The organism is Streptosporangium sp. NPDC000095, assembly GCF_042899335.1.
Taxonomy (GTDB): domain Bacteria; phylum Actinomycetota; class Actinomycetes; order Streptosporangiales; family Streptosporangiaceae; genus Streptosporangium.
The window spans coordinates 386256-411677 of the sequence record NZ_JBIAZS010000002.1 but is presented as its reverse complement, the minus strand read 5'-3'; the positions used below and the strand labels follow the sequence as shown (position 1 = coordinate 411677).

Here is a 25422-nt window from a genome sequence, read left to right as displayed (position 1 = left end):
GGGCAGGTGACTAGTCATTCCCGGCCAGATGGCCGTGGATGACCATGTGAGAATTTGGTCCCGCCGGGGTCTGTCGGCCCGAACGTCTGGTTGCGTACGTTCTCTTTCTGCAGCAATTGAATACCGAGGCCTGACGCCCGCGCCCGTCGGCCCAAGTCACGACTGACCACCTAAAGGGGAGTGGGGTCGAATGTGGATCACGGATTGGACCTCCCGTGCGGCCTGTAAGGGTGCGGATCCTGACGCATTGTTCGTTCAGGGCGCTGCCCAGAACCGAGCGAAGCTGATCTGCCGAGGATGCCCGGTCCGGACCGAGTGCCTCGCCGATGCGTTGGACAATCGCATCGAGTTCGGGGTGTGGGGCGGGATGACCGAGCGCGAACGCCGAGCGCTGTTGCGTCGGCGACCGGATGTCGACTCCTGGCGGGACCTGCTGGAGTTGGCCAAAGAGGAGTACGAGCGGACTAACGAGCTGATCGCCGGCTGAGTTCGCGCCGATCCCGTACGGCCGGCGCCGGGCGTCGGCCGTACATGCGTATAACGATTGTATGAAGGTCAGGGAGTGTGCCGCCGGGCGCGCTCCCTGACTCGTTTTCTGCTCCCGGAGGCCGGAGGGAGGCTCCTCCCGGCGGGCGGCCGGGCCGCACCGGCCGATCGGTCGGCGTCCGGGCGTCCCCTAGCGGGCGGCTAGAAGCCGACCCACCTCGCGCAGTCCTTCCAGGTCGTGCACGTCCTGCGCCATCGCGGGGACCCGCGCGACGGGCACCGTGGGATGGGCGGAGACGAAGTGCTCCTCCTCGCGCTGCTCGCGGGCGGCCAGCTGCATTCGTCCGGCGTGCAACCGCAGCACGGCCGAGGTGAGCTCGTGCTCGCCGCGCGACTCCAGGTCCTCGGCGGCGGCGGTGCTCCGCGCCCCGGACAGCATGGAGGCGGGTGAGCGGTGCACCCGGTTGACCACGAGACCCGCGAGGGGCATGCGCTCCTCGGCGAGCCTCTCCACGAAGTAGGACGCCTCGCGCATCGCGTCGCGCTCGGGCGAGGCGACGACGACGAACGCCGTTCCCGGAGCCTGCAGAAGCCGGTAGGTCTGCTCCGCCCGAGCCCTGAAACCGCCGAAGACGGCGTCCAGCGCGGACACGAACGTCTGCAGGTCCTTGAGCACCTGCGCGCCCAGCAACTTGGTCAACGCCCCGGCGACGATGCCGAAACCGGCGTTGAACAGCTTGAACGCGCTGCGTCCCCCGGCCTTGGCGGGAAGCATGAGTAGCCGGATGAGCTTGCCGTCGAGGAAGCGGCCGAGCCGCTCGGGGGCGTCGAGGAAGTCGAGGGCGGAGCGGGACGGCGGGGTGTCGACGATGATCAGATCCCAGTCGTCCGACCGCCTGAGCTGGCCCAGCTTCTCCATCGCCATGTACTCCTGCGTGCCGGAGAAGCTGGACGACAGGGACTGGTAGAAGGGGTTCGTCAGGATCTGACGGGCTCGCTCGGGGTCGGCGTGCGCCTCGATGATCTCGTCGAAGGTCCGCTTCATGTCGAGCATCATGGCGTGCAGACGGCCCTCCCCCTCGATGTCCGTGACGGGCCTGGGGGTGTTGTCGAGTTCGGTGAGCCCCATCGACTGCGCGAGCCGCCGCGCGGGGTCGACCGTGAGCACCACGGCGGAACGACCCCGCTCGGCCGCGCGCAGTCCCAGCGCCGCGGCGGTGGTGGTCTTCCCGACACCGCCGGAGCCACAGCAGACGACGATGCGGGTGTTCGGGTCGTCGATGATCGCGTCGAGGTCGAGGAACGGGGGGGTCTTCACGCTGCTCCCTGGTTGCGGATCGCTTCCGCCAGCTCGTACAGCCCGGCCAGATCCACCCCGTCGGCCAGCAGCGGCAGGTCGTAGCGAGGGCGGGCGGCCTCGTCCAGCGCCAGTCTCTCCTGCCGCTCCAGCTCGGTGCGGTGGGCGTGCTCGGCGATCTCCTCGCTCAGGGCCTCGGCCACCGTGACCGCGGCGGAGCCGCCGTCGGTGAGCCCCGCGGCCTTGAGGCCGAGTGCCAGCTCGCTCGGGTCGAACCTGCCCTCGGCGGCGGCCTCCAGGACCGGGGCGGGGAGCAGCGACTCGCGGTTCATGTTGACGAAGATCCCACCGGGCGGAAGCCCGGCGGCGCGGAGCTCGCGCAGGCCGTCCAGGGTCTCCTGGACCGGCATCTCCTCCAGGAGCGTGACGAAGTGCACGGCGGTCTCCGGGGAGGACACGACGCCGTTCACCAGGTCGGCGTGGTTCTTGATCGGGCCGACCCTCGCCAGCCCCGCGACCTCGTTGGTGACGTTGAGGAAGCGCGCGATCCTGCCCGTCGGCGGCGCGTCCAGCACGACCGCGTCGTAGACCCTCCTGCCGTTCTTGCCCTTGCGCCGGACGGCCTCGCTCGTCTTGCCGGTGACCAGGACGTCGCGGAAGCCGGGGGCGATGGTGGTGGCGAAGTCGACGATGCCGATCTTGCTGAGCGCCCTGCCCGCCCTGCGCATGCCGTAGAACAGCTCGAGATATTCGAGCATGGCCTCCTCGGCGTCGACGGCCAGCGCGTAGACGTCCCCGCCGTCGGGCGCAACGGCGATCTTGCGCTCCTCGTACGGCAGCGGTGGCAGGTCGAAGACCCGGGAGATCCCCTGGCGGCCCTCGACCTCGACCAGCAGGACCTTTCCACCACCCGCCGCGAGGGCGAGCGCGAGTGCGGCGGCGACCGTGGTCTTGCCGGTCCCGCCCTTGCCTGTGACGACGTGAAGGCGTACGCCGTCCCAATCGGTGTCGCGAGCTCTCACCCTTCGAAGGCTACCCAACCGGTACTTGACAACTCCTCGGCGCCTTCCTCCGGAGGCCGCGCACCCGCACCGTTCCCCACCCGAGGAGGGCGGACCGGCCCGGATGGCCACCCGCTCGGGAGTGCCGCCGCCGAGCGGGCGTGCGACCGTTTTCCGCTGGTTGTCGGGGTGAAGTGGGTCGCGGGCGTCGGAGCCGGACCCGGCGCGCGGCCCGGTGAACCGTACGCCGCCGTCTCGCTAATCGATCGGATGCGGAAAGTAAATATGCAGATTCTCACAGCTTCCCGGGGGGACCGTCCTGATCGTCGGTCCGGGCCCGCCCGGGGACGGGTGAGGGAGGCGAGACGCCCGAGAGGGCGCGGTGGGCCGTTCGCCGCGAGCGGTCTCGCTAATGTGTCCCGCATGACGAAATGGGAGTACTCGACGGTGCCGCTGCTGGTTCACGCGACGAAGCAGATTCTCGACAACTGGGGGCAGGACGGCTGGGAGCTCGTCCAGGTCGTGCCCGGCCCCAACCCCGAGCAGCTGGTCGCCTACCTGAAGCGGCCCAAGCAGTGACAGGCGAGGAGAGACTGGCCGAACTCGGCCTGATCCTGCCGGAGGTGGTGCCGCCGCTGGCGGCGTACGTCCCGGCGGTACGTTCCGGCGGCCACGTCCACACCTCGGGGCAGCTCCCGATCGTGGACGGCAAGCTGATGGCGACCGGGAAGGTCGGCGCCGAGGTGGACGTCGAGGACGCCTACGCGCTCGCGAGGGTGTGCGCGCTCAACGCCCTCGCCGCGGTCGCGTCGGCGGCCGGGGGATTGTCGAACATCGTGCGGATCGTCAAGGTGGTCGGCTTCGTGGCCAGCGCCCCTGACTTCACCGGGCAGCCGCAGGTCGTCAACGGCGCGAGCGACCTGTTCGCCGCGGTGCTCGGCGACGCGGGCAGGCATGCCCGCAGCGCGGTCGGCGTCGCCGTCCTCCCGCTGGACGCGCCGGTCGAGGTCGAGGTGATCGCCGAGGTTCGCTGAAGGTCGTCAGGGGGTCCGGAGTCGAGAAGGGCCCCTGACGACCCGGTGGGCTTCGCCGGCGGCGGCTGAGGTCTCAGGATGGATGAGGCTCGGCGGGGCCGTACGGGCGCGGTGAGGGCCCGTCGGAGCCGTGTGGGTGCGCCCGCCGGGCGGGGCGGCTCCGCGGGCCGGTGACAGCCCGCCGCATGCCGTTTTTTATCCGGATGAGGCTGCATCTGTCGTAGCAAAGCTGTTTTTATCTGGGTTTAGCCGGATGGAACCATGATTGTCTGAATGGTGCCGCGGTTGTCCGGGGCGGCGGCCGTGCCACATGATGGACCTGAAACCGAGTGATGTTCTGGTGGAGGGTGTCAAATGGGCGGTATCCCGCTCCCCGGTGAGCTGGGCGAACGTGCACGCGACATTCTGGCCGGGCGGGTGGCCCCCGTCCCGGCCAGGGACGCCGCCACCGTGGTCGTCCTCCGCGAGGACGCCGGCGGGCTGGAGGTCTACCTGTTGCGGCGCAGGGCGAGCATGGCCTTCGCCGCCGGGGCCTACGTGTTCCCCGGCGGGTCGGTCGACCCGCGCGACACCGACCAGGTGATCGCCTGGGCCGGTCCCCCGCCCGCCGCCTGGGGCGAGATCTTCCGCGCGGACGAGCGGACCGCGAGGGGCCTGGTGTGCGCCGCCGTACGGGAGACGTTTGAGGAGTCGGGGGTGCTGCTCGCCGGACCGTCCGCGGAGTCCGTCGTGTCCGACACCACCGGCGACGACTGGGAGGCCGACCGGCTCGCCCTGATCGGCAAGACCCTCTCCTTCGCCGACTTCCTCGACAGGCGCGGCCTGGTCCTCCGCGCCGACCTGCTCCGTCCCTGGACGCACTGGATCACCCCCGAGGTCGAGGTCAGGCGCTTCGACACACGGTTCTTCGTCGCGGCGCTACCGCCGGGCCAGCTCACCCGCGACGTCGGCGGCGAGGCCGACCAGGTCGCCTGGGTACGGCCCGCCGACGCGCTCGGCCAGGGCGAGACCGGCCAGATCTTCCTGATGCCCCCGACGCACCGCACGCTCACCGAGTTGAGCGCCTACGAGAGGGTGCCCGAGGTGCTCGCGGCCGAGCGTGAGATCGTGACGTTCATGCCGGAGATCGCCGAGGTGGACGGGGAGATGCGCATCGTGCTCGACGACGACTACCGGTTCGGTGCGCGATGAGCGGGTTGCGGATCCCCCTGGAGGGGCCCGACGGCGCCGGCACGGACCACGCGTTCAACCTCCTCGCCCCCAACCCCTCCGAGATGACCCTGGACGGTACGAACACCTGGGTGATCGGCCTTCCCACGGGCGCGGAGGAGGTGTTCGTCGTCGACCCGGGACCGGACGACCACGAGCACCTTTCGCGGGTCGCCGGGCACCTGGCGGGCCGCCGGGTCGCCGCGATCCTGCTCACCCACGGCCACCACGACCACAGCGGCGGCGCCGCGACGTTCGCCGGCCTGGTCGGCGCGCCCGTCAGGGCGCTGGACCCCGCGCACCGGCTGGGCGAGGAGGGGCTCGGCGACGGAGACGTGCTCACGGCCGGGGACCTGGAGGTTCACGTCGTGGGCACCCCCGGCCACTCGTTCGACTCGCTCTGCTTCTGGCTGCCACAGGACCGGGCGATCCTCACCGGCGACACGGTGCTCGGCCGGGGTACCACCGTGATCGCCTCGGACGGCGACCTGGCCGACTACCTGCGCTCCCTCGACCTGCTGCGGGCGAAGGCCGAGGGGGTCGGGGCCGAGGCGCTGCTGCCCGGCCACGGTCCGGTGCTACCCGACCCGATCGGCGCCCTCGACGGCTACATCGCGCACCGGCGGCGGAGACTGGACCAGATCCGGGAGGCGCGGCGGCGGGGCGCGACGACGCCCTCGGAGATCGTCGAGATGGTCTACGCGGACGTGGACAGGGCGCTCCGGCCCTACGCCGAGATGTCGGTCCGCGCGCAGCTCGCCTACCTCGACGACTAGAGACGGTCCTCGACGGTCGGAGACGGTCGGACCGGCCTCGGAGGGCGGTCCGCTCCGTTGGGGGACCCCGTTCGGAACGGTCCTTTTTCCGGCGAACCACCCTCCGCGCGCACTTCCTGTCTCCGCCGGGTCAGCGCGAGCGGTTGTGCAGCCGCTCCAGGTCCATGATGACCACGGCCTTGGCCTCGATGCGCAGCCAGCCTCGCTGGGCGAAGTCGGCCAGCGCCTTGTTCACGGTCTCCCGCGAGGCGCCGACCAGCTGGGCGAGCTCCTCCTGGGTGAGGTCGTGGTGGACCCGTACGCCGTCGTCGATCCGCTGGCCGAAGCGGTCGGCCAGGTCGAGCAGGGCCTTGGCCACCCGGCCCGGCACGTCGGTGAAGACCAGGTCGGCCAGCACGTCGTTCGTACGGCGCAGGCGCTGGGCGAGGGCGCGCAGCAGGTGGAGGGCGACCTCGGGGCGGCCGGTCAGCCAGGGCCGCAGGTCGTCGTGTCCGAGCCCGGCCAGGCGGACGTCGGTCAGCGCGGTGGCCGACGCCGTACGGGGACGGGGGTCGAACAGGGACAGCTCGCCGAACATCTCGCCCGGGCCGAGCACGCTGAGCAGGTTCTCCCGGCCGTCCGGCGAGGTGCGGGAGAGTTTGATCTTGCCTTCGAGTACCACGTAGAGGCGGTCTCCGGTCTCGTTCTCGCTGAAGAGGGTCTGTCCCTTGGGCAGCTCCACCTCCGAGATGCTCGTGCGCAGCGCGGCGGCGCTCTCACGGTCGAGCGCGGCGAACAGAGGGGCCTTGCCCAGCACGTCGTCGGAGTTCACAGTGCCTCCTGTTTCACGGCTCACGCAGTCATTGTGACCCATCCCGCCGCGCCACTCTCCAGAGGGCCTTGAGCGTAGGCTGTCGGAGTGCTTCGCAACGTCAGCCCCGGTGGTGAATCCCAGCTTGCCCTGGTCCGTCGAGCTCGTCGAATGGATCGGATTCTGGTGGAAACCTATCCTGACGCCCACTGCGAACTCGACTTCCGTGATCCTCTCGAATTACTGGTCGCGACGATCTTGTCCGCCCAGTGCACGGACAAAAGGGTCAATACAGTCACTCCTACCCTTTTCGTAAAATATCCTACGGCGGAGGACTACGCAGGTGCCGACCGGGCCGAGCTTGAGGGGATCATCCGGCCGACCGGCTTCTTCCGCGCCAAGACCACCAGCATCATCGGCATGGCCCAAGCCCTGTGCGAGCGCCACGGCGGAGAGGTCCCCGGCCGCCTCAAGGACCTGGTGGCCCTGCCCGGAGTCGGGCGCAAGACCGCCAACGTCGTGCTCGGAAACGCCTTCGGGGTGCCCGGGATCACCGTCGACACCCACTTCCAGCGGCTCGTCCACCGCTTCCGCTGGACCTCGGAGACCGACCCGGTGAAGATCGAGCAGGTCGTCGCCGGGCTCATCCCGAAGCGCGACTGGACGATGATGTCCCACCGCCTGATCTGGCACGGCCGCCGGATCTGCCACGCGCGCAAACCGGCCTGCGGGGTCTGCCCGCTCGCCGCGCTCTGCCCGTCGTACGGCATCGGCCCCGTCGACGCGGCCCAGGCCGCCAAGCTGGTGCGTCCAGGGCCTTTCTCGTGATCTCCCCCCTGCCCGTCGCCGGATGACCACCCGGCCTGCGTCTCCCGGTGTCTCCCCGTGTCCTCCGGTGCCTCTTGGGTGTCTCCCGGTGTCGGTGGATCCGCGAAGGCCGGGAAGCGCGGGGCGGGGCATCGTGTTGCAGAGAACCGGAGGTGTGCCCGTGGAAGAGGTCCCAGGGTGGTTGGAAACGCTGACGGAGCGGGTCACGGGGATGTCGCCCGCACCGCTGCTCCGCCCTCCGGTGTCCGGGGGGCGGCGGGCGGCGGTCCTCCTGCTCTTCGGCGAAGGGCCGCTCGGCCCGGACGTGCTGCTCATCCAGCGCAGCTCGCGCGGGCGTACGCACGCGGGACAGCCCGCGTTCCCGGGGGGCGGGGTGGATCCCGAGGACGACGGCCCGATCGGTGCCGCGCTGCGCGAGGCGGGCGAGGAGACCGGTCTCGATCCGGCGGGCGTCCGGGTGCTGGGGACCATGCCCGAGCTGTATCTGAGCCACAGCGACAACCGGGTGACCCCGGTGCTGGGATGGTGGCACACCCCCTGCGCGGTGCACGCGGCCTCGCCCGACGAGGTGGAGTCGGTGGAGCGGGTCCCGATCCGCGAGCTCGTCGACCCGGCCAACCGGATCGTCCTGCGCCACCCGAGCGGTCACCAGGGGCCGGCGTTCCGGGTGCGCGGGCTGCTGGTGTGGGGCTTCACCGCGGGAGTGCTCGACGGGGTGCTCGGCGGTTCCGGCTTCGAGCTTCCCTGGGACCGGTCACGGGTCGAGGACATCCCGCCCGACGTCCTCAACCTCGCGTCCCGTTGACAGGGCGAGGCCGAGGCGGGCCCAGTCGGCCACGTCCTCGTCGGGATCGAGGGTGAGCCGCCGCAGCGCGGCCAGACCCGTCGGGTCCGGCGGGCTGCCCATGATGTTCGGCAGCGCGTACGCGGCCCCGTACCTTATCCGGGGATCGTCGTGCTCGGCGAGGGCGATCACCGACGGCAGCGCGCGGCGGTCCCTGAGATGGCCGAAGGCGATCAGCACCGAGTAGAGCACCAGGCAGTCGTCCTCCCGGACGGACATGGCCCGCAACACCGGCAGCGTCCGGTCGACGAAGCCGAGCCGTCCCAGGATGTCGACCCCGAGCATCCGCTCGGCGGCGGTCTTCCCCGAGCACAACCTCCGTGCCGCGGTGAAGGTCTCCAGATCGCCGCGTTCCTGCAGCTGGGTGATCGCGCGCCAGCGTGCCGCACCCTCCTGATCGCGTTCTCGCAGCGCGGCCTCGATGAGAGACTCCACCGCCGCCCCTCCGATCATCGCCATCTGGCCACGATAACCGCAGAGAGCTCACGGAAGGGGTGCACGCGCGGGGCGGTGGCTGGATACCGTAAGGGAGTGAGCGGTGATCTCCTCGATCTCATCCTGATCGCCCTGATGGTGGCCTTCGCGGTGTCGGGATACCGCCAGGGGTTCATCATCGGGGCCCTGAGCTTTGTCGGTTTTGTCGGTGGCGGCCTGCTGGGCATGTTCATCGCCCCACCCCTCGCCGGGGCGGTGGTCGACGGCGAGACCGAGCGTGCCCTGCTCGCGATCGTCATCGTCTTCCTCACCGCCACGGTCGGGCAGTTCGCCTCGTCCACGATCGGCGCGGTGGTCCGCAGCCATGTCACCTGGGAGCCCGCCAAGGTCGTCGACGCGGTCGGCGGCACCTTCGCCAGCGCCTTCTCCGTGCTGATCATCGCGTGGCTGATCGGCTCGCTGGTGGCGTCGTCGCAGTTCACGCTGATCAGCGAGCAGGTCAACAGGTCCCTGCTGCTGAGCACGGTCGACCAGACGCTGCCCAGCGCGGCCAAGGACCTGCAGGTGCCGTTCAAGAACTTCATCAACACCTCCGGCTTCCCCAAGGTGTTCGACGCCATCGGGGGCGGCCAGCTCGTCGACGTCTCGCCGCCCGATCAGAGCGTGGCGAAGGGCAACAAGCAGCTCACCCGGGCACGCCGGGGCATCGTGAAGGTGCAGGGCGTCGCCACGAGCTGCCGCAAGCACATCGAGGGCACCGGGTTCGTCTACGCCCAGAACAAGATCATGACGAACGCGCACGTGGTCGCCGGGGTCAACCAGGGCCTGCAGGTCACCGACTACCTCAACAAGACCCACCCGGCCAAGGTCGTGCTCTACAACCCCGACCGGGACATCGCCATCCTCCACGTCCCCGGGCTCAACATGCCGATCCTGCGCTTCGACGGCACCGCGCAGAAGGGTGACGACGCGATCGTCGCCGGATTCCCGCACGGCCACGGCTACACCATGAACGTGGCCCGCATCCGGGTGCAGCAGAAGGCGAAGGGCCTCAACATCTACGAGCGCAAGTCCGTCGTCCGCGACGTGTACGCCATCCGCGGCCTGGTCCGCCAGGGCAACTCGGGTGGCCCGCTGCTCACCACCGACGGCAAGGTCTACGGTGTCGTCTTCGCCGCGGCCCTCGACCAGCAGGAGACCGGCTACGTGCTCACCGCCGCGGAGGTCGCGCCGGACGCCGAGGACGGCTCCAAGCTCTTCAACCAGGTCGACACCCAGGAGTGCGACCAGAACTAGCCCGTCGACGAGAACCCGCGAACGGCTCCCGGAGCCCTTCGCGGACCGTCACGGCCTCGCCCTCACCGCCGCGCGGAGGGGCGAACGTCAGAGAAGGGCCTCGATCCTGGCGATGGCCACCTCAGCCTCCAGGTCGTCGAGCTCGTGGGCGGTCCTGGCGATCAGCTCGTACGGCATCCCGTAGCGGCTGATCCGGTCGGCGCCCCGCACGAACAGCGTCGCGGCCCCGCGCCGGTTGCCCCGCTGCAGGTGGGTGAGGCCGACGCAGATCTGCGCCAGTCCCTGCCAGAGCTCGCGCTCCTCCTCAGGGGAGTTCTTCCAGCGGCCCTCAAGCACCTCGTGGGCATGGAACGGCCGCCCCTCGCCGAGCAGGCGGCGCGCCTCGGAGATCGCCTCCTCGGCGCTCGGCGCGTAGTCGTCGGGGATGCGCTCCACGCCCTCGGCGCCGTGGGGCAGCGGGCGGCCGAACGCGTCGCGGGGGCGCTGGTTGCGCGGCCTGCCGTCGGGATCCCGGTCGCGTCGACTCATCGGTCGGGCTCCGGGTCGGACAGCCAGGCCACGAGTTCGGCGTCGAACTCCTCGGGGCGCTCCTCGTGCGGGAAGTGCCCGGCACCCTCGATGAGCCGCCACCGGTAGGAGGCGGCGACGTAGCGGCCGGAGCCCTGGGCGGTGCGCGGCAGGATGTGCCTGTCGAGCGCGCCGTGCAACTGCAGGGTCGGCGCGTTGACCTGGGTGCGCATGGTCTTCGCGTAGCGCCACCCGTCGGGGCGGAGCTGGGAGCGGCCGAACCAGCGGTGATACTCCAGCGCGCAGTGCGAGACGTTGCGAATGCGGAACGCGTCGCGATAGGTCTTCGCCACGTCCTCCTCAGGCCAGCCGGGCCCCGACCACTGATCGAGCAGCCGCCCCACCCTGGCGCCGGAGTCGGCGGTCAGACGCCGCTCAGGAAGCAGCGGCAGCTGGAAGCCCAGCGCGTAGCGGGCCGCCCTGAACTGGCCGAAGGGCTCGGTGAACAGCGTGGTGCGGAGACGCCGGGGGTGCGGTGCCGAGACCGGGACCAGCCGCAGGACCGCCTTGGGATCCGTCACGGCCATGGTCCAGGCGAGCAGCCCGCCCCAGTCGTGGCCGACGACGACGGCACCGGTCTCGCCCAGCGCCCGGATCAGTCCTGCCGCGTCGGCGGCCAGGGTGTGCAGGTCGTAGCCGCGCGGAGGCTTGTCGCTGGCTCCATAGCCCCGAAGGTCGACGGCGACGGCGCGATAGCCGGCCGCGGGGAGCGAGACGAGCTGGTTGCGCCAGCTCCACCAGAACTGCGGGAACCCGTGGAGCAGCAGCACGAGAGGGCCCGTACCGGCCTCCACGACGTGGAAGCGGGTGCCGCCGGCGTGGACGGAACGGTGGGTCCACGGGCCCTCGATCCTGACCAGGGACTCGTCGGGCCTGCTCACTGGCTCGGTCTCACCGGGTCGCGATGGCCGCCCGTCTGGCCGGCCGTGGCCACAGCCGTGTCGAGAGCGGGGTCGTGCCCGCCGCTCTTGATGGTCTTGAGCGAGCGCAGCGTCCGCTTCATCCCGGTCAGGCCCTTGAGCCGCCGTATGCCGATGAAGACCAGCAACGCGGCCACGATCAGGTAGAACACGGTGACGATCAGGAAGGCGAGCCAGGTCCACACACCTGCGGCGACCAGGGCGTAGGCGATCGTGAAGGAGGCGAGGATCAGGCACAGGTGCGCCATGAACGCCGCGGCGCCGAAGAGCCCGGCCGCCGTACCGACCCGTTTGGCGTCGAACCTGAACTCGGCCTTGGCGAGCTCGATCTCGGCGCGTACCAGGGTGGATATGTGGTCGCTGGCGGCGGCGACCAGCGCGCCCAGTGACTCCTCCTGTGGTTCCGCGGGCGGGATATGTGTCATGGACGATCTCCTATCGAGGGCCTTTGTCGAACATCATGCTGCGCGTCGAGGTGGTCGCGCACGCACACCTGCAGCGGAGCCGGCGCCGCGAGCACGCCGGGGTGATCGCGTACGTGTCATCAAATACCTGCGTCATCAAGACTTCCGACTTTAGTCCTGAGGCGGAAGGGAGGCGTGGGGCTGCACCCCTTTGGTGAGGTCTCGGCTGTTCGGTGGTGAGAACCTGCACCGCGGGTCCGCCGCCGGGCGGACGGCACGTGAAGCCGCTGCGGGACCGTCGGACCCCTGACCGGGACGGCGACCGCCGGGGCGACTCCCGCCCCCTGAGGGAAGGAGCTCCCGGTTCCCGCGGGCTACGGCGGCCTTCGGCCGTGAAGATGATGTTCAACGGGCCGGGTGCTACCCCGGCGGCGGGCCGGTGAACATCGCCGGGCCGATGAGAGTCGACGAGAAAAGGCTTCCGGGCGAGAGGGGCCCCGTCATCGCGGGGATCGGCGGGAGGGCCGGGAGACGCCGCCGTCACCGGAGCCTGTTGAAGGCCCGGCGACGGCGAGGGACCACGGGGAGCCTTTCGGCGAGACCACGTGAGACCACGTGAGACCACTGAAGGTCCGCGACGGCGACGTCGGGGGACCGGGAGACCGCGTGAGTTCGCCGGAGGCCCCCGGGGAGGGCTTCTCACGAGGGCTCGGAGTGCTCAAAAGCTCCGGGTGGGCCGTGTCTTCGGCGTCTTCGGCGTCTTCGGCCCACCCGGGTGTTCCGGTCGGCTCAGTCCTCGCTCTTGGCGCTGGGCAGCTTCTCCGAGATGAGGTTCATCACCGTGCTGTCGGCGAGGGTGGTGACGTCGCCGACGCTGCGGTTCTCCGCCACGTCACGCAGGAGGCGTCGCATGATCTTTCCGGAGCGGGTCTTGGGCAGCTCGGGGACGACGAGGATCTGGCGCGGCTTCGCGATCGGGCCGAGGGCCTTGGACACGTGGGCGCGCAGCTCGGCCGCGATGTCCTCGCCCTCCTCGGCGTTGCCGCGCAGGATCACGAACGACACGATGGCCTGCCCGGTAACCGGGTCGGTCGCGCCGACCACGGCCGCCTCGGCGACCTTCGGGTGGGAGACCAGCGCCGACTCGACCTCGGTGGTGGAGATGTTGTGCCCGGAGACGAGCATGACGTCGTCCACCCGGCCGAGCAGCCAGATGTCGCCGTCCTGGTCCCTCTTGGCGCCGTCGCCCGCGAAGTACATGCCCTCGAAGCGGGACCAGTAGGTGTCGATGTAGCGCTGGTCGTCGCCCCAGATGGTGCGGAGCATCGACGGCCACGGGTCGCGGATCGCGAGGTAGCCGCCACCGCCGTTGCCCACGCTCTGGCCCTGGTCGTCGACCACGTCGGCGGTGATGCCGGGCAGCGGGCGCATGGCCGCGCCGGGCTTGCCCTCGGTGACACCGGGCAGCGGGCTGATCATGACGGCGCCGGTCTCGGTCTGCCACCAGGTGTCGACGACCGGGGTACGGTTGCCGCCGATGTGCTCGCGGTACCAGATGTAGGCCTCGGGGTTGATCGGCTCGCCGACGCTGCCCAGGATCCGCAGGGACGACAGGTCGTACTTCGCGGGGATGTCGTCGCCCCACTTCATGAACGTACGGATGGCCGTCGGGGCCGTGTAGAGCAGCGTGACCCCGTACTTCTGCACGATCTCCCAGAACCGGCCCCGGTGCGGGGTGTCGGGGGTGCCCTCGTAGATGACGCTCGTCGCGCCGTTGGCGAGAGGGCCGTACACGATGTAGGAGTGGCCGGTCACCCAGCCGATGTCGGCGGTGCACCAGTAGACGTCGGTGTCGGGCTTGAGGTCGAACACCGCGTTGTGGGTGTAGGCGGCCTGGGTGAGGTAGCCGCCGGTGGTGTGCAGGATGCCCTTGGGCCTACCGGTCGTCCCGCTGGTGTAGAGGATGTAGAGCGGGTCCTCGGCGTCGTTCGGCCGTGCCTCGTGGACGTCGGACTGCCGGTCCACGACGTCGTGCCACCAGACGTCCTTGTCGGTCTGCTCCACGTCCTGGCCGGTCCGCCGCACGACGAGGACGTGCTCGATGCCGGGGCACTCCTTGACGGCCTCGTCCACGGTCGGCTTGAGCGCGCTGGGCGCGCCACGGCGGTAGCCGCCGTCGGCGGTGACCACGAGCTTGGCGTCCGCGTCCTGGATCCGTCCGCTGAGCGCGCTCGCGGAGAATCCGCCGAACACCACCGAGTGGATCGCTCCGATCCGGGCGCAGGCCAGCATCGTGATCGGCAGCTCGGGGATCATCGGCATGTAGATCGCGACCCGGTCGCCCTTGCCGACGCCCAGCTCGGTGAGTGCGTTGGCGGCCTTGGAGACCTCGCGCAGCAGGTCGGAGTAGGTGAGCGTACGGGTGTCGCCCTCGGGCTCGCCCTCCCAGTGGTAGGCGACCTTGTCGCCGCGGCCCGCCTCCACGTGGCGGTCGACGCAGTTGTAGGCGATGTTGAGCTCGCCGCCGACGAACCACTTGGCGAAGGGCGGGTTCCACTCAAGGGTGGTGTCCCAGCGCTTCGACCAGGTCAGGCGGTCCGCCTGCTTCTCCCAGAAGGCGAGGCGGTCCCGTTCGGCCTCCGCGTAGGCGTCGGCGGTCACGTTCGCGGCCGCGGCCAGGTCGGCGGGAGGTGCGAACCGCCGGGTCTCCCGCAGCAGGTTCGACAGCGTCTCCTGGGTCTCACGCGACTTGGAACCAGGGTTCTCCGGGGCCACTACGCACTCCTCACGTACTGCTATCGACGGTCGTGTCCCACTTCACCAGGCCACATGTGTCCGCCACAAGAGGTCTAGACAGGTCTGTACCAACCGGTGATGAGGGGCCATATACGGTCAAACGCCTCATTTCTAGGGAGTTCCACCCACGGAACGCTGCGTTTTCGACACCGTAGGAATGTGGACGGCGTTGTTCAACGTGCGGTGGCGAGGTGGTGCGCCGGACGGTGCCATGCGCTCGGTGAACGGTTCGCACGCCGTGTTTCCCGAGCCGCCTCCGGTAAGCCTCCTGAGCCTCCCGAGAGAGGGCTCCCTGCGAGGGCTCCCGAGGACGGGGTGCCCCGAGGAGATGTCTTCCCGGAGGTCTCGCGAAGGCCGCCTTCTCCCGCGAAGGCGGCCTTCCGAGGAGGTCTCCGTGGGTGGCCTCTCAGCGGCGAGGTCCTCAGAAAGGGTCTTCCCGGGCGGTCTCCCACGCATCTCACGGCCTCTCAAGGGTCGTTTCCCGCGGGGAGGCTCCTCCGGACGGGCGGAGACGCGACCCGAAGTGCCGCATGGTCTGGCCGAAGTCCCGCCGAACGGCCCCGATAGGGTCGGGCAGCGTGAGCGACCCATTGGCTGTCATCGCGGGAATGCCCGGAGTGTCCGAGGCGGTCACCGACGCGCGCAAGGCCGTCGACCGGCTCTACGGGCACCGCGTGCTGCGACGTAAGAGTCCGGAGGTGTCGGCCAGATCCGCGTTGCGCGGCGCACGCGCGTCAGCGGCCCTGGAGGGCGTGGACGTGCCCCTCGAAGCCATCCCCGAGGTCACCGATCCCGTGGTACAGGGCGCGCTGCGGGTCTCGGCCGAACTCGGGCGACTCGGCGCGACCTGGCGGTCGGCGCCCCGTCAGGTGCTGGCCAGGCTGCATACGCTCGCGGCCTCGGGGCTCGTCGGAGACGGCGGGGACACGGGGGACCTCGGCCGCCCCAGGGCCGTCGCGGAGGCGCCCGACCCGCTCGGCCTGGGGGCCGCCCCCGGACCGCAGGAGACGGTGGCACGGGTGGACGGGCTGGTCCGGCTGGTTACGGCCTCGTTGAAGGCCCCCGCCCTGGTGCTCGCCGCCGTCGTACACGCGGAACTGGCCGTGCTGCGCCCGTTCGGTACGGCGGACGGTGTGGTCGCGCGGGCGGCGGAGCGGTTGACGCTCGTGGAGTTCGGCCTCGACCCGAAGTCGCTGGTCGCCGTCGAGGTGGGCCACCTCGAACTCGGCTCCGCCTACGGGGAGGGGTTGCGGTCATATCTGAGCGGTACCCCCGAGGGCGTCGCCGCGTGGGTGCGGCACTGCGCGTCGGCGGTCACGCTGGGCGTACGAGAGGCCACGGCGATCTGCGAGGCCATGCAGCGCGGCTGACCTCGGACCGGCCGTGAGCTCAGCGGGTCGGTGCGAGGGCAGTGGGGCCGGCGGGGGCGGGGCAGTGGGGCGGCGCGAGGACACTTGCCCGCGTCCCTGAGCCCGTCCGCGCATTCGCGTCCGACCTGCCCCGGGATCGGCTCGATCGCACCCGTGGCCTGCCCGCCTACTCACTCATCGGTGCCGCTGAGTGACGACTGACCGCGCGTTCGATCACCGAACGTCACTGATTGCGGACATCCGGCGGGATCGGCCGTACATACCGACGGCGCCCCTGGTGTGGGGGCGCCGTCGCCGACATGTCCCGACCGAGTTACCAAGCGTGCACCTGATAATCGCTGAAGCGGGGCAAGCCCGATTCAGCGCGCCTCCCGCGGCTGACGGCACGTGGGTACTCGGCGGCCATGCCCGGACAACTGGTCCGTAAAACCTTTGTACGTCCGATCCGCGCAGATGGGAACCCCTGGGAGCAAGACCTTTACGGATCAGGGGACATTAATGGACGAATCCCCTCTTATATCGTTTTATGCTCCGCTGCGCATGCCCGGTGTGGCGTCCGGCGGGTGCCGTGGCATCTCGGTGGCGATTACCGAGCGTCACCGTCGTTCGTGTGTGCGTGGCGCGCGCCTCGGCGGGACCGTGTCCGGAGACTGGACCGTTGCATTAAAAAAACTGGTGGAAATCCAGGATTACTCCTCGACGGAACTCAAGTTGATCGGGCAGCATGAGGTGTTATCTCCCCAAACCGGAGTAACTGCGCAGGTCGCAACACGACCCTCTCGCTGTGCTCCGGTCGGTTGTTGAAGGCTTTCTTCCGAAACGGGACCGGCTCTACCCCCCCAGAGCCGGACCGGTTGGCGACCCCCGCTCTCTCCCCCCCGGCGGGGGTCGCCCTTTTCTTCGAGCGCCCTCTGCCCCGGCGGCATGACTTCCCGACCTTCCGGCCGACGACCGGTTATCCACAGGCTCTCCCTGTCGGCAAGGGTTATCCACAGTGCGGCGTTCGGTTTCCCCTGAAGGGGAGGTCGTCGCGGAAAGTGGAGCCCCCGCACCCCAGGGAGGCATCCGTGGACCGTCCGCTGATCATCACCGAAGACCACGATCTGCTCGACGACCTGCTTCGTGTAGCCGCCGCGGCCGGAGCCGAGCTCGACGTCGCCCACGTGCCCGCGCACGCCCGGCCTTATTGGAACCGTGCTCCGCTGGTCGTCGTCGGGGGCGACGTGGCCGACGCCCTGGCCGCGACCGGTCCGCCACCTCGCTCCCGTGTCTTCCTGGCCACCCACACCTCCGAAGATCCCGACACATGGCGCAAGTGCGTCGCGGTCGGCGCTCAGGGCGTGCTGGAGTTGCCCGCCGCGGAGCGACAGCTGGTCGACGAGTTCGCCGACGCCGTCGAGCCGCCCGCGACACCCGGCTCCGTGGTGTGTGTCGCGGGAGGGCGGGGAGGAGCGGGAGCCAGCGTCCTGGCGGGTTCGCTGGCAATGGCCGCGTCCCGGCGGCGCATCCGCACCCTCCTCGTCGACGCCGATCCGCTCGGTGGAGGTCTCGACCTCCTCCTCGGCCAGGAGGAGTCCGACGGGGCGCGCTGGTCGGACCTGGTCGCCCGTGAGGGCAGGGTGAGCCATACCGCGCTCCAGGCGGCCCTGCCGACCTTCGCCGGGCTGACCTTGCTCTCCTTTCACCGGGGCGAGGTCGATCCGATCCCGGCCGAGGCGATGCGCTCGGTCCTTGAGGCGGGCCGCAGGGGCTTCGACCTGGTCGTCGTCGACCTGCCGCGCCACCTCGACGAGGCCGCGGTGGAGGCGCTCGGACGAGCCGCCACGACCCTTCTGGTCGTCACCGCAGATGTGCGCGGCGTGCTCGCCGCCGCCCAGGTGCTCGCCGGGCTGCGCGGGCACACGGGTGAGGTGCGGGCCGTCGTGCGCAGCGGGGTCCTGAACGACGACGTGGTGGCGGCCTCGCTCGGCATCCCGCACGGCGGCAGCCTCCCCGACCAGCCTCGTCTGGCCGCCGCGCTCGAGCGGGGGGACGTCCCCCCGCTCGGCCGCCGCACCTCTCTCGGGCGGTTCTGCTTCGCGTTCCTGCACGAGTTGTTCGGGCCGGACGCGTGAAGCGGGCCGACACAGCCGTGACGGTCTCGCCGGAGCTGGTGGAGGCGGTTCGCGTACGACTGGCCCGGACGGGCGTCGAGCCCAGTGCCGCGCACGTCGCGGTCGCGCTGCGAGCCGAGCGGGCGATGCTCGGTGACGCGGAGATCCTGGCGGTGGCCCGGGTCCTGTGCGCCGATCTCATCGGGGCCGGTCCTTTGGAGCCGTTGCTGGCCGAGGCCGAGGTCACCGACGTTCTGGTGAACGGCCCGCGCGAGGTGTGGGTCGACGACGGCGGTGGGTTACGCCTGACGTCGATCGTCTTCCCGAGCGAAGACGCTCTCCGGCGGCTGGCACAGCGCCTCGCCTCCGCCGCGGGCAGGCGCCTCGACGACGCGTGCCCGTACGTCGACGCACGTCTTGCCGGAGGTGTCCGGCTGCACGCCGTCCTTCCGCCCGTGGCGCCCAACGGCACCTGCCTCTCCCTGCGGCTCCCGCCCAGACGCACCTTCACCCTTCCCGACCTGGTCGAAGCGGGCGCGATCAGGGCCGACAGCGTCTCCGTTCTCACGGCGGTGATCGAGTCGAGGCTCGCCTTCCTGGTCACGGGCGGCACGGGTACGGGCAAGACGACGCTGCTCTCCGCCCTGCTCTCCCTGGCCCATCCCGGCGAGAGGCTGCTGCTCGTCGAAGACTCGGCGGAGCTGAGACCGCTTCACCCTCACGTCGTCCGCCTTGAGTCGCGCCCGGCCAACCTTGAGGGTGCGGGTGGTGTCGGCCTGCGCGATCTCGTCCGTCAGGCCCTGCGGATGCGCCCCGACCGGCTTGTCGTCGGAGAGGTGAGGGGAGCCGAGGTAGTTGATCTTCTTAATGCTTTGAACACCGGTCATGAGGGAGGTTGTGGCACCCTGCACGCCAACACCGCGACCGATGTGCCACCCCGTCTGGAGGCGCTGGGGTGCGCGGCGGGTCTCAGCCGGGAGGCGGTCCACAGCCAGATCGCCGCCGCCTTGGACGTTGTCGTCCATCTGGTTCGTGACCGTGCCGACGGACGTCGCCGGGTCGCCGAGATCTGCATGCTGGTCCGTCGCCCTTCGGGGCTGGTCGAGGCCGAATCTGCCCTCACCTTCGCTCCGGACGGGCAGGTGACCCCCGGCCCAGGTCTGCCGGCCCTCGCGGCCCGAGCCCCCGGCGTCGCCGATTCATGTCAGGCGGTGCCCGCGTCCTGTCACCGCCGGGAGGCTTCCCCGGACGCGCCGAGTGATCCGAGTGATCGGGACTTTGACGAGCCGAGGGCGTGGTCGGTGCCACGGTCGATGTCACGGCCGACGACATGATGGCGACCGCCCTGTTCCTCGCCGCTGTGGCGGCGTGGCTATGGATGGGGGCGGACCTTGGCGCCGCTCGCCTGCGCCGGATGAGGCGTCGCCGCCCGATCGTGCAGGGTTCCCTCCACGAGAGGTTCATCGCGCGGGCACGGCCTTCCAGGCGTGCGGACGCCTGGCGGATCGCGTCGATCGAGCTGTGCCAGGGGCTCTCCGCCGAGCTGGCGGCGGGACGGACGGCGGGCGAGGCGCTGGCGCGGGCCGTGGGGGCGGCGGGCTTTCCCGAGCCCGTGGCCCTGCGCCCGCTGGTCGCGGCGGCGAGAGACGGAGGTGACGTCCCCGCCGCTCTGCTGGCCGTGGCACCCGAACACGGCGGCGAGGCGTTCCGGGGGCTGGCCGCCTGCTGGAAGGCGAGCGTGACCGCCGGGGCGGGTCTGGCCGTTCTCGTCGACCGTGTCGCCGGTTCGCTCCGAGAGGCCCAGGCTCATCGTCACGAGGTCGCCGCCCAGCTCGCCGGTCCCCGCGCCACGGCCCGGCTGCTGGCGGCTCTGCCCGTTCTCGGTCTGCTGATGGCAGCCGGTCTTGGCATGCGCCCGCTGCACTTCCTTTTCGGCGGCCCGGCGGGTGCGGGCTGCCTGGCCGTCGGCCTCGCGCTCGACGCCTGTGGTCTGTGGTGGACCCACCGTCTGGTCACTCGTGCCCAGCGGATCTGACAGCCACGTGCCCAGAGGATCTGGCCGGTGAGTGCCCCGTGCGGGTTGCCCACCACCCTCGACCTGCGCAGGTCCCCCCACATCGCCCACCCCGGGTCCCAGCACGCCTTTCGGCCGCCAACAGGGAAGGAGCTCGTCGCCCTTCGTAGCACGCCTGCCGGGCAAGGCCAGACCCGCAACCTCGGGAGGGCTGAGGCCCGTGTTCAGGGGTTAGGCCCGTGTCCAGGAGTGAGGAAGGCAGGACATGAGGCCAGGGGGGTTCAGGAAGCCGTGACGTGAGGCCGACGGAGGCGAAAACCAGGACATGGAGACGTGGGCAGAACGTGGAGACGTGGGGAGGAAAGGTGATGATCATCTTGCTGGCCGTGGTGCTCGCCGGAATCGCCGGCCGACTGTGGAGCACCCGGAGAGAACAATCCGACCGGCTCCGCCATGTGCGGAGTTCACCTCACCCGGCCGGGTTCCCCGGGGTGGGGCAGCCGACTGGGTTCCCTCGGGTGCGGCAAGAGGCGGAAACACCCGCGTTTTCCTCTGCTGCGGGGACGGTCCGAGGACCTGCGGAGGTGGACCGAGGACCTGCGGGGATGCTCCGAGAACCGAGAGAGGGCACGGTCCGGGAGCCGAGGGAGAGACGACGGCCGGGCCGGGGTGAACTCGCGACCGCCGTAGCTCCAGGGCTGGTGGCGTTCCTGACAGTGGGCGGCCTGCCGGGAGTGGTCATGGGCGTCGCCGGTTTCTGGATCGCACTGGTGGTCCTGCGCAGGCGGGAGCCACCCGAAGTCCGTGAGGAACGCCGACGGCTGACTGCGGATCTGCCGCTGGCGGCCGACCTCATGGTCGCCTGTCTGCGCGTCGGTCAGCCGGTCACCGGAGCCATCGATGTCACGGTGGAGGCGATCGGGGGACCGCTGGGCGAGAGACTGGCCTGGGTGAGTGGCCAGCTGAGGCTGGGAGCCGCGCCGGAGGACGCCTGGCGGGCTCTGGCCTCCGAGCGCCCGCTCGCCCTTTTGGCCCGTGCCATGAGCCGGGCCGCGTCGAGCGGCGCACCGGTGGCCGATGTCCTCACCAGGCTCTCCGACGATTCCCGCCGTGTCGCCCGCGCCGCGTCCGCGGCGGCCGCCCAACGGGTCGGGGTCCAGGCCGTCGCTCCCCTGGGACTGTGTTTCCTGCCCGCGTTCGTCTTCCTGGGCATCATCCCCGTCGTGGCCGGTCTCGCCGGTGAGGTGCTGCTCCCTTGAGTTATCCACAGACTTTTCCCCGCCGAGAGGGGTTATCCACAGAAAAGTGGTGCCGCCTGTGGATAGACGTCCAGAAATTTCCTCATTGAGAACCCGGAAAGGCCTCCATCCGTGGATGGAGGCCTTTCGTGCTGTCTAAGGCCTTTTTCGCTTGCCGAGCTGTGGATAACCGAACGCTCTTTCCCCAGAACGTGGTTCGGGTCGGCGGCGCCTCGGGCGTATGGAGAACCCTGACGGTACCGATGCCGGGCGGTGGGTCCGGTGGAGATCTCCAGGAGGAGCAGATGGCTCGAACGAGTGCTGTTCACGCGGGGCGCGACCGGTGGCGGTGGTTGCGCGCACAGTGGGCGTTGCTGGTCGCCGGCGCGCACCGTGATCAAGGCATGTCCACCGCCGAGTATGCGGTCGGGACGATCGCCGCCTGTGCTTTCGCCGCCCTTCTTTTCAAGGTGGTGACGAGTTCCGAAGTCCAACAGATGATCACAGGTCTGATCAATCGAGCGCTCACCGTGGCCGGATGATCCTCCCGGCACCGTTGACCTCCTCCCGCCGGTCAGGTTCCCGCCGGTCCAGGGGTTCGGTGACAGCGGAGACGGCCGCGGCGCTGCCCGCCCTCATGGTCGTTCTGGGAGCCGGGCTGTGGGCCGTGGCGGCGGTCGAGGCGCGGCTGGAGTGTGTGGACGCCGCGCGAGCCGGGGCCAGGGTCGCCTCGCGCGGCGAGTCCCTTGAGCGGGTTCGGGGCGGTGTCCTGTCCGTGGCTCCGCCGGGCGCCGTGGTCACGGTGACCCGGAGCGCGGAGGTGACACGGGTGGAGGTGTCCGCGAACGTCAAACCTCGATGGGGTGCCTCGCTTCCGAGCGTGACCGTTCATGCGACCGCGGTGTCCATCACCGAGCCAGGGCTGGAACGGTAGGCCGGGCATGGCCGGTATGAGGAGGGAGAGCGCGCAGCGGGGGTCGGCGACGATCTGGACGGTCGGGCTCATGGCGCTGGTCTTCGCGGTCGCGGTGGCGGTCGTGTTCGCGGGCATGGCCAGGGTCGCGCGCCATCGGGCGCAGAGCGCCGCCGACCTGAGTGCGCTCGCCGCCGCCCGACTCGCCTTCGCGGATCCGGATCGGAGCTGCCTGAGGGCCTCCTCGCTCGCCGCGGACAACAAGGCCAGGATCACCCGCTGCTCTCTCAGCGAGGGGGGTGTCGCGGATATCGAGGTGGTCATGGAGGTCTCGCTGCCGTTGAAAGGGCCGGTGCCGATCACCTCCAGGGCACGTGCGGGACCTGTTCACATCGTTGATCCAGGACCTTGACGGCGGATCGAGCAGAGCAGCGGTGAAGGGCATCGAGTAAAGCAGCGTTGAGTAAAGGCAGCGGGGAAGAGCTCATCCGCCGTCCGTCATCCCGGCGGCTCTCCCACCTGTCACATCCGAAGTGTCCTGAGTTTTCGGGGAAAGCGGGAGCACGTCCGCAGGGTCCAGGGGGAGCGTGGAGACGTTCGTGGGCTCTTGCGGGAGCGGGGAGGTATCCGGGGGGTCCGGGAGGAGCGAGGGCATGTCCGTGGGCTCAGGGGAGAGCAGGACGGCGAGAAGCCGGAGGGCTCCGGCCTTGTCGAGAGGTTCGTTGCCGTTGCCGCACTTGGGAGACTGGATGCACGACGGGCAGCCGCGCTCGCACTCGCAGGAGGCGATGGCCTCGCGGGTGGCCGTGAGCCAGTCGCGCGCGCGGGCGTAACCGCGTTCGGCGAAGCCGGCGCCGCCCTCGTGGCCGTCGTAGACGAAGACGGTGAGCACCCCGGTGTCGGGATGGAGTTCGGTGGAGACGCCTCCGATGTCCCAGCGGTCGCAGGTCGCGAAGAGCGGCAGCAGGCCGATGGAGGCGTGTTCGGCCGCGTGCGCGGCGCCGCCGAGGTCCAGGCCCTCCTCGGCGAGGGGAAGGATCGCCGCGGTGGGCAGCGTCCACCAGACGGCCCGGGTCCGTAGCGTGCGCGGGGGCAGGTCGAGAGGTTCGTCCCCCATGAGTTCACCGCTCTGGGCTCGGCGCTTGAGATAGGCCACGACCTGGCTCGTCACCTCGACCGCGCCGAAATGGAGCTCTCCCTGACCGAGAGGGTGCGAGCGAAGGGACTCGATGACCGAGATATCGGTGACATCCCTGGCGAAGGTCGTGTAGTCGGGGGTTCCCGCCTCGACCAGCGCGACCCCCGCCTCCAGATCGAGTTCGGCCACCAGGAACGTCTCTCCCTGGTGCACATAGACGGCGCCGGTGTGCACGGCCGAGTGGGCCGAAGGTTCGTCCACGGTGCCGAGCAGCCGTCCGGTGGACATCTCGACGACCTGAATGGGCGCGGCGCCCGCCCCTCTGATGTCGGCGAGGTTGGTGGCGCGCTCCCGGCTGGTCCAGAACCAGCCTGTGGCGCGTTCCCTGAGCAGGCCGTCCCCGACCAGATCGGCGAGCACCTCCTTGGTGGTCGGGCCGAAGACGTCCAGTTCGTCGTGGGTGAGCGGGATCTCGGCCGCTGCCGCGCACAGATGGGGCCCCAGCACGTACGGGTTGCCGGGGTCGAGCACGATCGTCTCCACGGGACGGCCGAACAGGGCTTCCGGATGGTGGACGAGGTAGGTGTCCAGGGGGTCGTCCCTCGCGACCAGCACCGCCAGCGCGTCCTGCCCGTCTCGCCCCGCCCGCCCGGCCTGCTGCCAGAGAGAGGCGCGGGTCCCGGGCCACCCCGCGATGAGTACGGCGTCCAGCCCGGAGACGTCGACGCCGAGTTCCAGCGCGTTGGTCGTCGCGAGGCCGAGCAGTTCGCCGGAGCGCAGGGCCCTTTCCAGGTTCCTGCGATCTTCGGCGAGGTATCCGGCCCGATAGGCCGCGACCTTGCCGGGCAGCTCCGGGGGCGCCTCCCCGTCGATGACGAGGTCCTGGAGCTTGGCCCGGGTGGTGAGGGCCACGGTCTCGGCGGCCCTGCGGGAACGGACGAAGGCGAGGGTCCGCACGTCGGAGGCGACGAGATCGGCCAGGAGATCCGCGCTCTCGGCGGTCGCGGGGCGCCGGACCGGGGCGCCACCCTCGCCGCGCAGATCGGTCAGGGGTGGCTCCCACAGTGCGAAGGTGGTCGCGCCCCGAGGAGAGGTGTCCGTGGTCACCTCGGCCATCTGGAGGCCTGTCAGGCGCTGCGCGAAGACTCCGGGCTCGTTGGCCGTCGCCGAGGAGAGCAGAAACGCCGGGCGGGAGCCGTAACGCGCGCAGATCCGGCGCAGGCGGCGCAGGATCTGCGCGACGTGGGAGCCGAACACGCCCCGGTAACCGTGGCACTCGTCCACGACGACCATTCGGAGCCGCCGCCAGAAGAGCGACCACTGAGCGTGACGGGGCAGCAGGCCGCGGTGAAGCATGTCCGGGTTGGTGAGGACGTAGTTGGCGTGCTTGCGCACCCATGCCCTCTCCTCGAAGGAGGTGTCGCCGTCATAGGTCGCGGCGCGGAGGCCGGGAGGGTCGAGCTCGCGCAGCGCGCGGAGCTGGTCGGCGGCGAGTGCCTTGCTGGGCGACAGATAGAGGATCGTGCCGCCGTCGAGCGTCGAGGAGAGTGCCGGGACCAGGTAAGAGAGGGACTTGCCCGACGCCGTCCCTGTGGAAATGATCACGTTTTGGCCACGGTGGATCAGATCCGCGGCCTCGGCCTGATGTGGCCACAGGCCGGAAATACCGAGGTTCGCCCAGCGCGTAACCAGCCGCTGGTCGACCCAGTCGGGCCATCGGGTATCACCGGCCTGACGTGCGGGAACGTGCTCCACATGGGTGACACGCGCCCGACGTGCGGGAACGTCGAGGAGGCGGCTGAGGGCGGTGCCCGCGCTGAGGGGCGAGGATGAGGGCGGGGTCACTGGTTTCCAGTCTCACATCTGTGGGCAGAGTCGCCGGGAATCGTGATTTCGTATAGACACTGAGCGTACGCATGGTTGAATGCCGCGCGTCGGGGCTTGTCGTCCGGGGGTCACCCGGTCCCAGGAAG

The 25422-nt window shown here is 70.4% G+C and carries 25 protein-coding genes; 16 read left to right on the top strand and 9 right to left on the bottom strand.

Annotation, left to right across the window (positions count from 1 at the left end):
- Positions 1-190: 190 nt before the first annotated feature.
- Entirely contained in the window at positions 191-487 is a 297-nt protein-coding gene (locus tag ACFY3V_RS07295; RefSeq protein WP_012887233.1) for a WhiB family transcriptional regulator, read from the top strand.
- Positions 488-676: 189 nt separating this feature from the next.
- On the opposite strand, the gene ACFY3V_RS07290 is transcribed toward ACFY3V_RS07295, so the two are convergent.
- A complete protein-coding gene (locus tag ACFY3V_RS07290; protein WP_362896884.1) occupies positions 677-1804 on the bottom strand; it encodes an ArsA family ATPase in 1128 nt (375 codons plus the stop codon).
- Positions 1801-2805 (bottom strand): ArsA-related P-loop ATPase, encoded by a 1005-nt coding sequence (locus ACFY3V_RS07285; protein ID WP_362896883.1) that lies wholly within the window; start codon positions 2803-2805, stop codon positions 1801-1803. Before ACFY3V_RS07285 ends, ACFY3V_RS07290 begins: the two co-directional genes overlap by 4 nt.
- Before the next feature lie 402 nt (positions 2806-3207).
- Between ACFY3V_RS07285 and ACFY3V_RS07280 the strand changes: the two genes are divergently transcribed.
- The 4 genes from ACFY3V_RS07280 (at position 3208) to ACFY3V_RS07265 (ending at position 5803) form a co-directional block, all read left to right on the top strand.
- Entirely contained in the window at positions 3208-3363 is a 156-nt protein-coding gene (locus tag ACFY3V_RS07280) for a DUF4177 domain-containing protein (RefSeq protein ID WP_012887236.1), read from the top strand.
- Positions 3360-3818: a RidA family protein gene (locus ACFY3V_RS07275; RefSeq protein WP_350942478.1), complete on the top strand. Its 459-nt coding sequence runs from the start codon at positions 3360-3362 to the stop codon at positions 3816-3818. The genes ACFY3V_RS07280 and ACFY3V_RS07275 overlap by 4 nt, the downstream gene beginning before the upstream one ends.
- A gap of 354 nt (positions 3819-4172) precedes the next feature.
- Positions 4173-5009 carry an NUDIX hydrolase gene (locus tag ACFY3V_RS07270; RefSeq protein ID WP_362896882.1) on the top strand — a complete coding sequence of 279 codons (837 nt, stop codon included), beginning with the start codon at positions 4173-4175 and terminating at the stop codon, positions 5007-5009.
- Positions 5006-5803: an MBL fold metallo-hydrolase gene (locus tag ACFY3V_RS07265; RefSeq protein WP_350942480.1), complete on the top strand. Its 798-nt coding sequence runs from the start codon at positions 5006-5008 to the stop codon at positions 5801-5803. Before ACFY3V_RS07270 ends, ACFY3V_RS07265 begins: the two co-directional genes overlap by 4 nt.
- A 130-nt stretch (positions 5804-5933) precedes the next feature.
- Here ACFY3V_RS07265 and ACFY3V_RS07260 read toward each other — a convergent pair whose 3' ends face one another.
- Entirely contained in the window at positions 5934-6656 is a 723-nt protein-coding gene (locus ACFY3V_RS07260) for a Crp/Fnr family transcriptional regulator (protein ID WP_362896881.1), read from the bottom strand.
- Between the two features lie 45 nt (positions 6657-6701).
- Between ACFY3V_RS07260 and nth the strand changes: the two genes are divergently transcribed.
- Together nth and ACFY3V_RS07250 are read left to right on the top strand one after the other, a co-directional pair.
- On the top strand, positions 6702-7421 hold the full coding sequence (nth, locus tag ACFY3V_RS07255) for an endonuclease III (RefSeq protein WP_362896880.1): 720 nt from the start codon (positions 6702-6704) through the stop codon (positions 7419-7421).
- Positions 7422-7581: 160 nt separating this feature from the next.
- Entirely contained in the window at positions 7582-8226 is a 645-nt protein-coding gene (locus tag ACFY3V_RS07250; protein ID WP_389770869.1) for an NUDIX hydrolase, read from the top strand.
- Here the strand turns inward: ACFY3V_RS07250 and ACFY3V_RS07245 are convergent.
- The gene (locus tag ACFY3V_RS07245) at positions 8176-8724 is read right to left on the bottom strand and encodes a HEAT repeat domain-containing protein (protein ID WP_362896879.1); all 549 of its coding nucleotides are present in this window, start codon (positions 8722-8724) and stop codon (positions 8176-8178) included. The genes ACFY3V_RS07250 and ACFY3V_RS07245 overlap by 51 nt on opposite strands.
- A gap of 72 nt (positions 8725-8796) precedes the next feature.
- Here ACFY3V_RS07245 and ACFY3V_RS07240 point away from each other — a divergent pair, with 72 nt between their 5' ends.
- Positions 8797-9996, top strand: coding sequence for a MarP family serine protease (locus ACFY3V_RS07240; protein WP_350942484.1), 1200 nt, complete (start codon positions 8797-8799; stop codon positions 9994-9996).
- Between the two features lie 87 nt (positions 9997-10083).
- Here ACFY3V_RS07240 and ACFY3V_RS07235 read toward each other — a convergent pair whose 3' ends face one another.
- The 4 genes from ACFY3V_RS07235 to acs form a co-directional block, all read right to left on the bottom strand.
- On the bottom strand, positions 10084-10524 hold the full coding sequence (locus ACFY3V_RS07235; protein ID WP_362896878.1) for a DUF309 domain-containing protein: 441 nt from the start codon (positions 10522-10524) through the stop codon (positions 10084-10086).
- Complete coding sequence (locus ACFY3V_RS07230; RefSeq protein ID WP_362896877.1) at positions 10521-11444, bottom strand: alpha/beta hydrolase; 924 nt, start codon at positions 11442-11444, stop codon at positions 10521-10523. Before ACFY3V_RS07230 ends, ACFY3V_RS07235 begins: the two co-directional genes overlap by 4 nt.
- Positions 11441-11908 carry a phage holin family protein gene (locus ACFY3V_RS07225; RefSeq protein ID WP_350942487.1) on the bottom strand — a complete coding sequence of 156 codons (468 nt, stop codon included), beginning with the start codon at positions 11906-11908 and terminating at the stop codon, positions 11441-11443. Before ACFY3V_RS07225 ends, ACFY3V_RS07230 begins: the two co-directional genes overlap by 4 nt.
- 768 nt (positions 11909-12676) lie before the next feature.
- Entirely contained in the window at positions 12677-14662 is a 1986-nt protein-coding gene (gene acs / locus ACFY3V_RS07220; protein ID WP_362896876.1) for an acetate--CoA ligase, read from the bottom strand.
- A 599-nt stretch (positions 14663-15261) separates the two neighbouring features.
- Between acs and ACFY3V_RS07215 the strand changes: the two genes are divergently transcribed.
- The 8 genes from ACFY3V_RS07215 (at position 15262) to ACFY3V_RS07180 (ending at position 22723) form a co-directional block, all read left to right on the top strand.
- Positions 15262-16053 (top strand): oxidoreductase, encoded by a 792-nt coding sequence (locus ACFY3V_RS07215; protein ID WP_389770862.1) that lies wholly within the window; start codon positions 15262-15264, stop codon positions 16051-16053.
- 1067 nt (positions 16054-17120) lie between these two features.
- The gene (ssd, locus tag ACFY3V_RS07210) at positions 17121-18167 is read left to right on the top strand and encodes a septum site-determining protein Ssd (RefSeq protein ID WP_350942490.1); all 1047 of its coding nucleotides are present in this window, start codon (positions 17121-17123) and stop codon (positions 18165-18167) included.
- Positions 18164-19480, top strand: a complete 1317-nt coding sequence (locus ACFY3V_RS07205) for a TadA family conjugal transfer-associated ATPase (RefSeq protein WP_389770858.1) — start codon at positions 18164-18166, stop codon at positions 19478-19480. The genes ssd and ACFY3V_RS07205 overlap by 4 nt, the downstream gene beginning before the upstream one ends.
- Positions 19441-20181 (top strand): type II secretion system F family protein, encoded by a 741-nt coding sequence (locus ACFY3V_RS07200; RefSeq protein WP_389770855.1) that lies wholly within the window; start codon positions 19441-19443, stop codon positions 20179-20181. Before ACFY3V_RS07205 ends, ACFY3V_RS07200 begins: the two co-directional genes overlap by 40 nt.
- A 680-nt stretch (positions 20182-20861) precedes the next feature.
- Positions 20862-21419, top strand: a complete 558-nt coding sequence (locus ACFY3V_RS07195; protein WP_362896872.1) for a type II secretion system F family protein — start codon at positions 20862-20864, stop codon at positions 21417-21419.
- 128 nt (positions 21420-21547) lie between these two features.
- Positions 21548-21940 carry a DUF4244 domain-containing protein gene (locus ACFY3V_RS07190; RefSeq protein ID WP_362896871.1) on the top strand — a complete coding sequence of 131 codons (393 nt, stop codon included), beginning with the start codon at positions 21548-21550 and terminating at the stop codon, positions 21938-21940.
- A gap of 59 nt (positions 21941-21999) precedes the next feature.
- Positions 22000-22332: a TadE family type IV pilus minor pilin gene (locus tag ACFY3V_RS07185; protein ID WP_362896870.1), complete on the top strand. Its 333-nt coding sequence runs from the start codon at positions 22000-22002 to the stop codon at positions 22330-22332.
- Positions 22333-22339: 7 nt separating this feature from the next.
- On the top strand, positions 22340-22723 hold the full coding sequence (locus ACFY3V_RS07180) for an Rv3654c family TadE-like protein (RefSeq protein WP_389770850.1): 384 nt from the start codon (positions 22340-22342) through the stop codon (positions 22721-22723).
- A 72-nt stretch (positions 22724-22795) separates the two neighbouring features.
- Here the strand turns inward: ACFY3V_RS07180 and ACFY3V_RS07175 are convergent, their stop codons facing one another.
- A complete protein-coding gene (locus ACFY3V_RS07175) occupies positions 22796-25204 on the bottom strand; it encodes a DEAD/DEAH box helicase (protein WP_389771277.1) in 2409 nt (802 codons plus the stop codon).
- Positions 25205-25422: the final 218 nt, after the last annotated feature.

Coding starts and splice junctions, on each gene's coding strand:
- ACFY3V_RS07295 (WP_012887233.1), top strand. CDS start 191: ATGTGGATCACGGATTGGACCTCCCGTGCGGCCTGTAAGGGTGCGGAT.
- ACFY3V_RS07280 (WP_012887236.1), top strand. CDS start 3,208: ATGACGAAATGGGAGTACTCGACGGTGCCGCTGCTGGTTCACGCGACG.
- ACFY3V_RS07270 (WP_362896882.1), top strand. CDS start 4,173: ATGGGCGGTATCCCGCTCCCCGGTGAGCTGGGCGAACGTGCACGCGAC.
- ACFY3V_RS07265 (WP_350942480.1), top strand. CDS start 5,006: ATGAGCGGGTTGCGGATCCCCCTGGAGGGGCCCGACGGCGCCGGCACG.
- ACFY3V_RS07260 (WP_362896881.1), bottom strand. CDS start 6,656: ATGGGTCACAATGACTGCGTGAGCCGTGAAACAGGAGGCACTGTGAAC.
- ACFY3V_RS07245 (WP_362896879.1), bottom strand. CDS start 8,724: ATGGCGATGATCGGAGGGGCGGCGGTGGAGTCTCTCATCGAGGCCGCG.
- ACFY3V_RS07235 (WP_362896878.1), bottom strand. CDS start 10,524: ATGAGTCGACGCGACCGGGATCCCGACGGCAGGCCGCGCAACCAGCGC.
- ACFY3V_RS07225 (WP_350942487.1), bottom strand. CDS start 11,908: ATGACACATATCCCGCCCGCGGAACCACAGGAGGAGTCACTGGGCGCG.
- ACFY3V_RS07180 (WP_389770850.1), top strand. CDS start 22,340: ATGGCCGGTATGAGGAGGGAGAGCGCGCAGCGGGGGTCGGCGACGATC.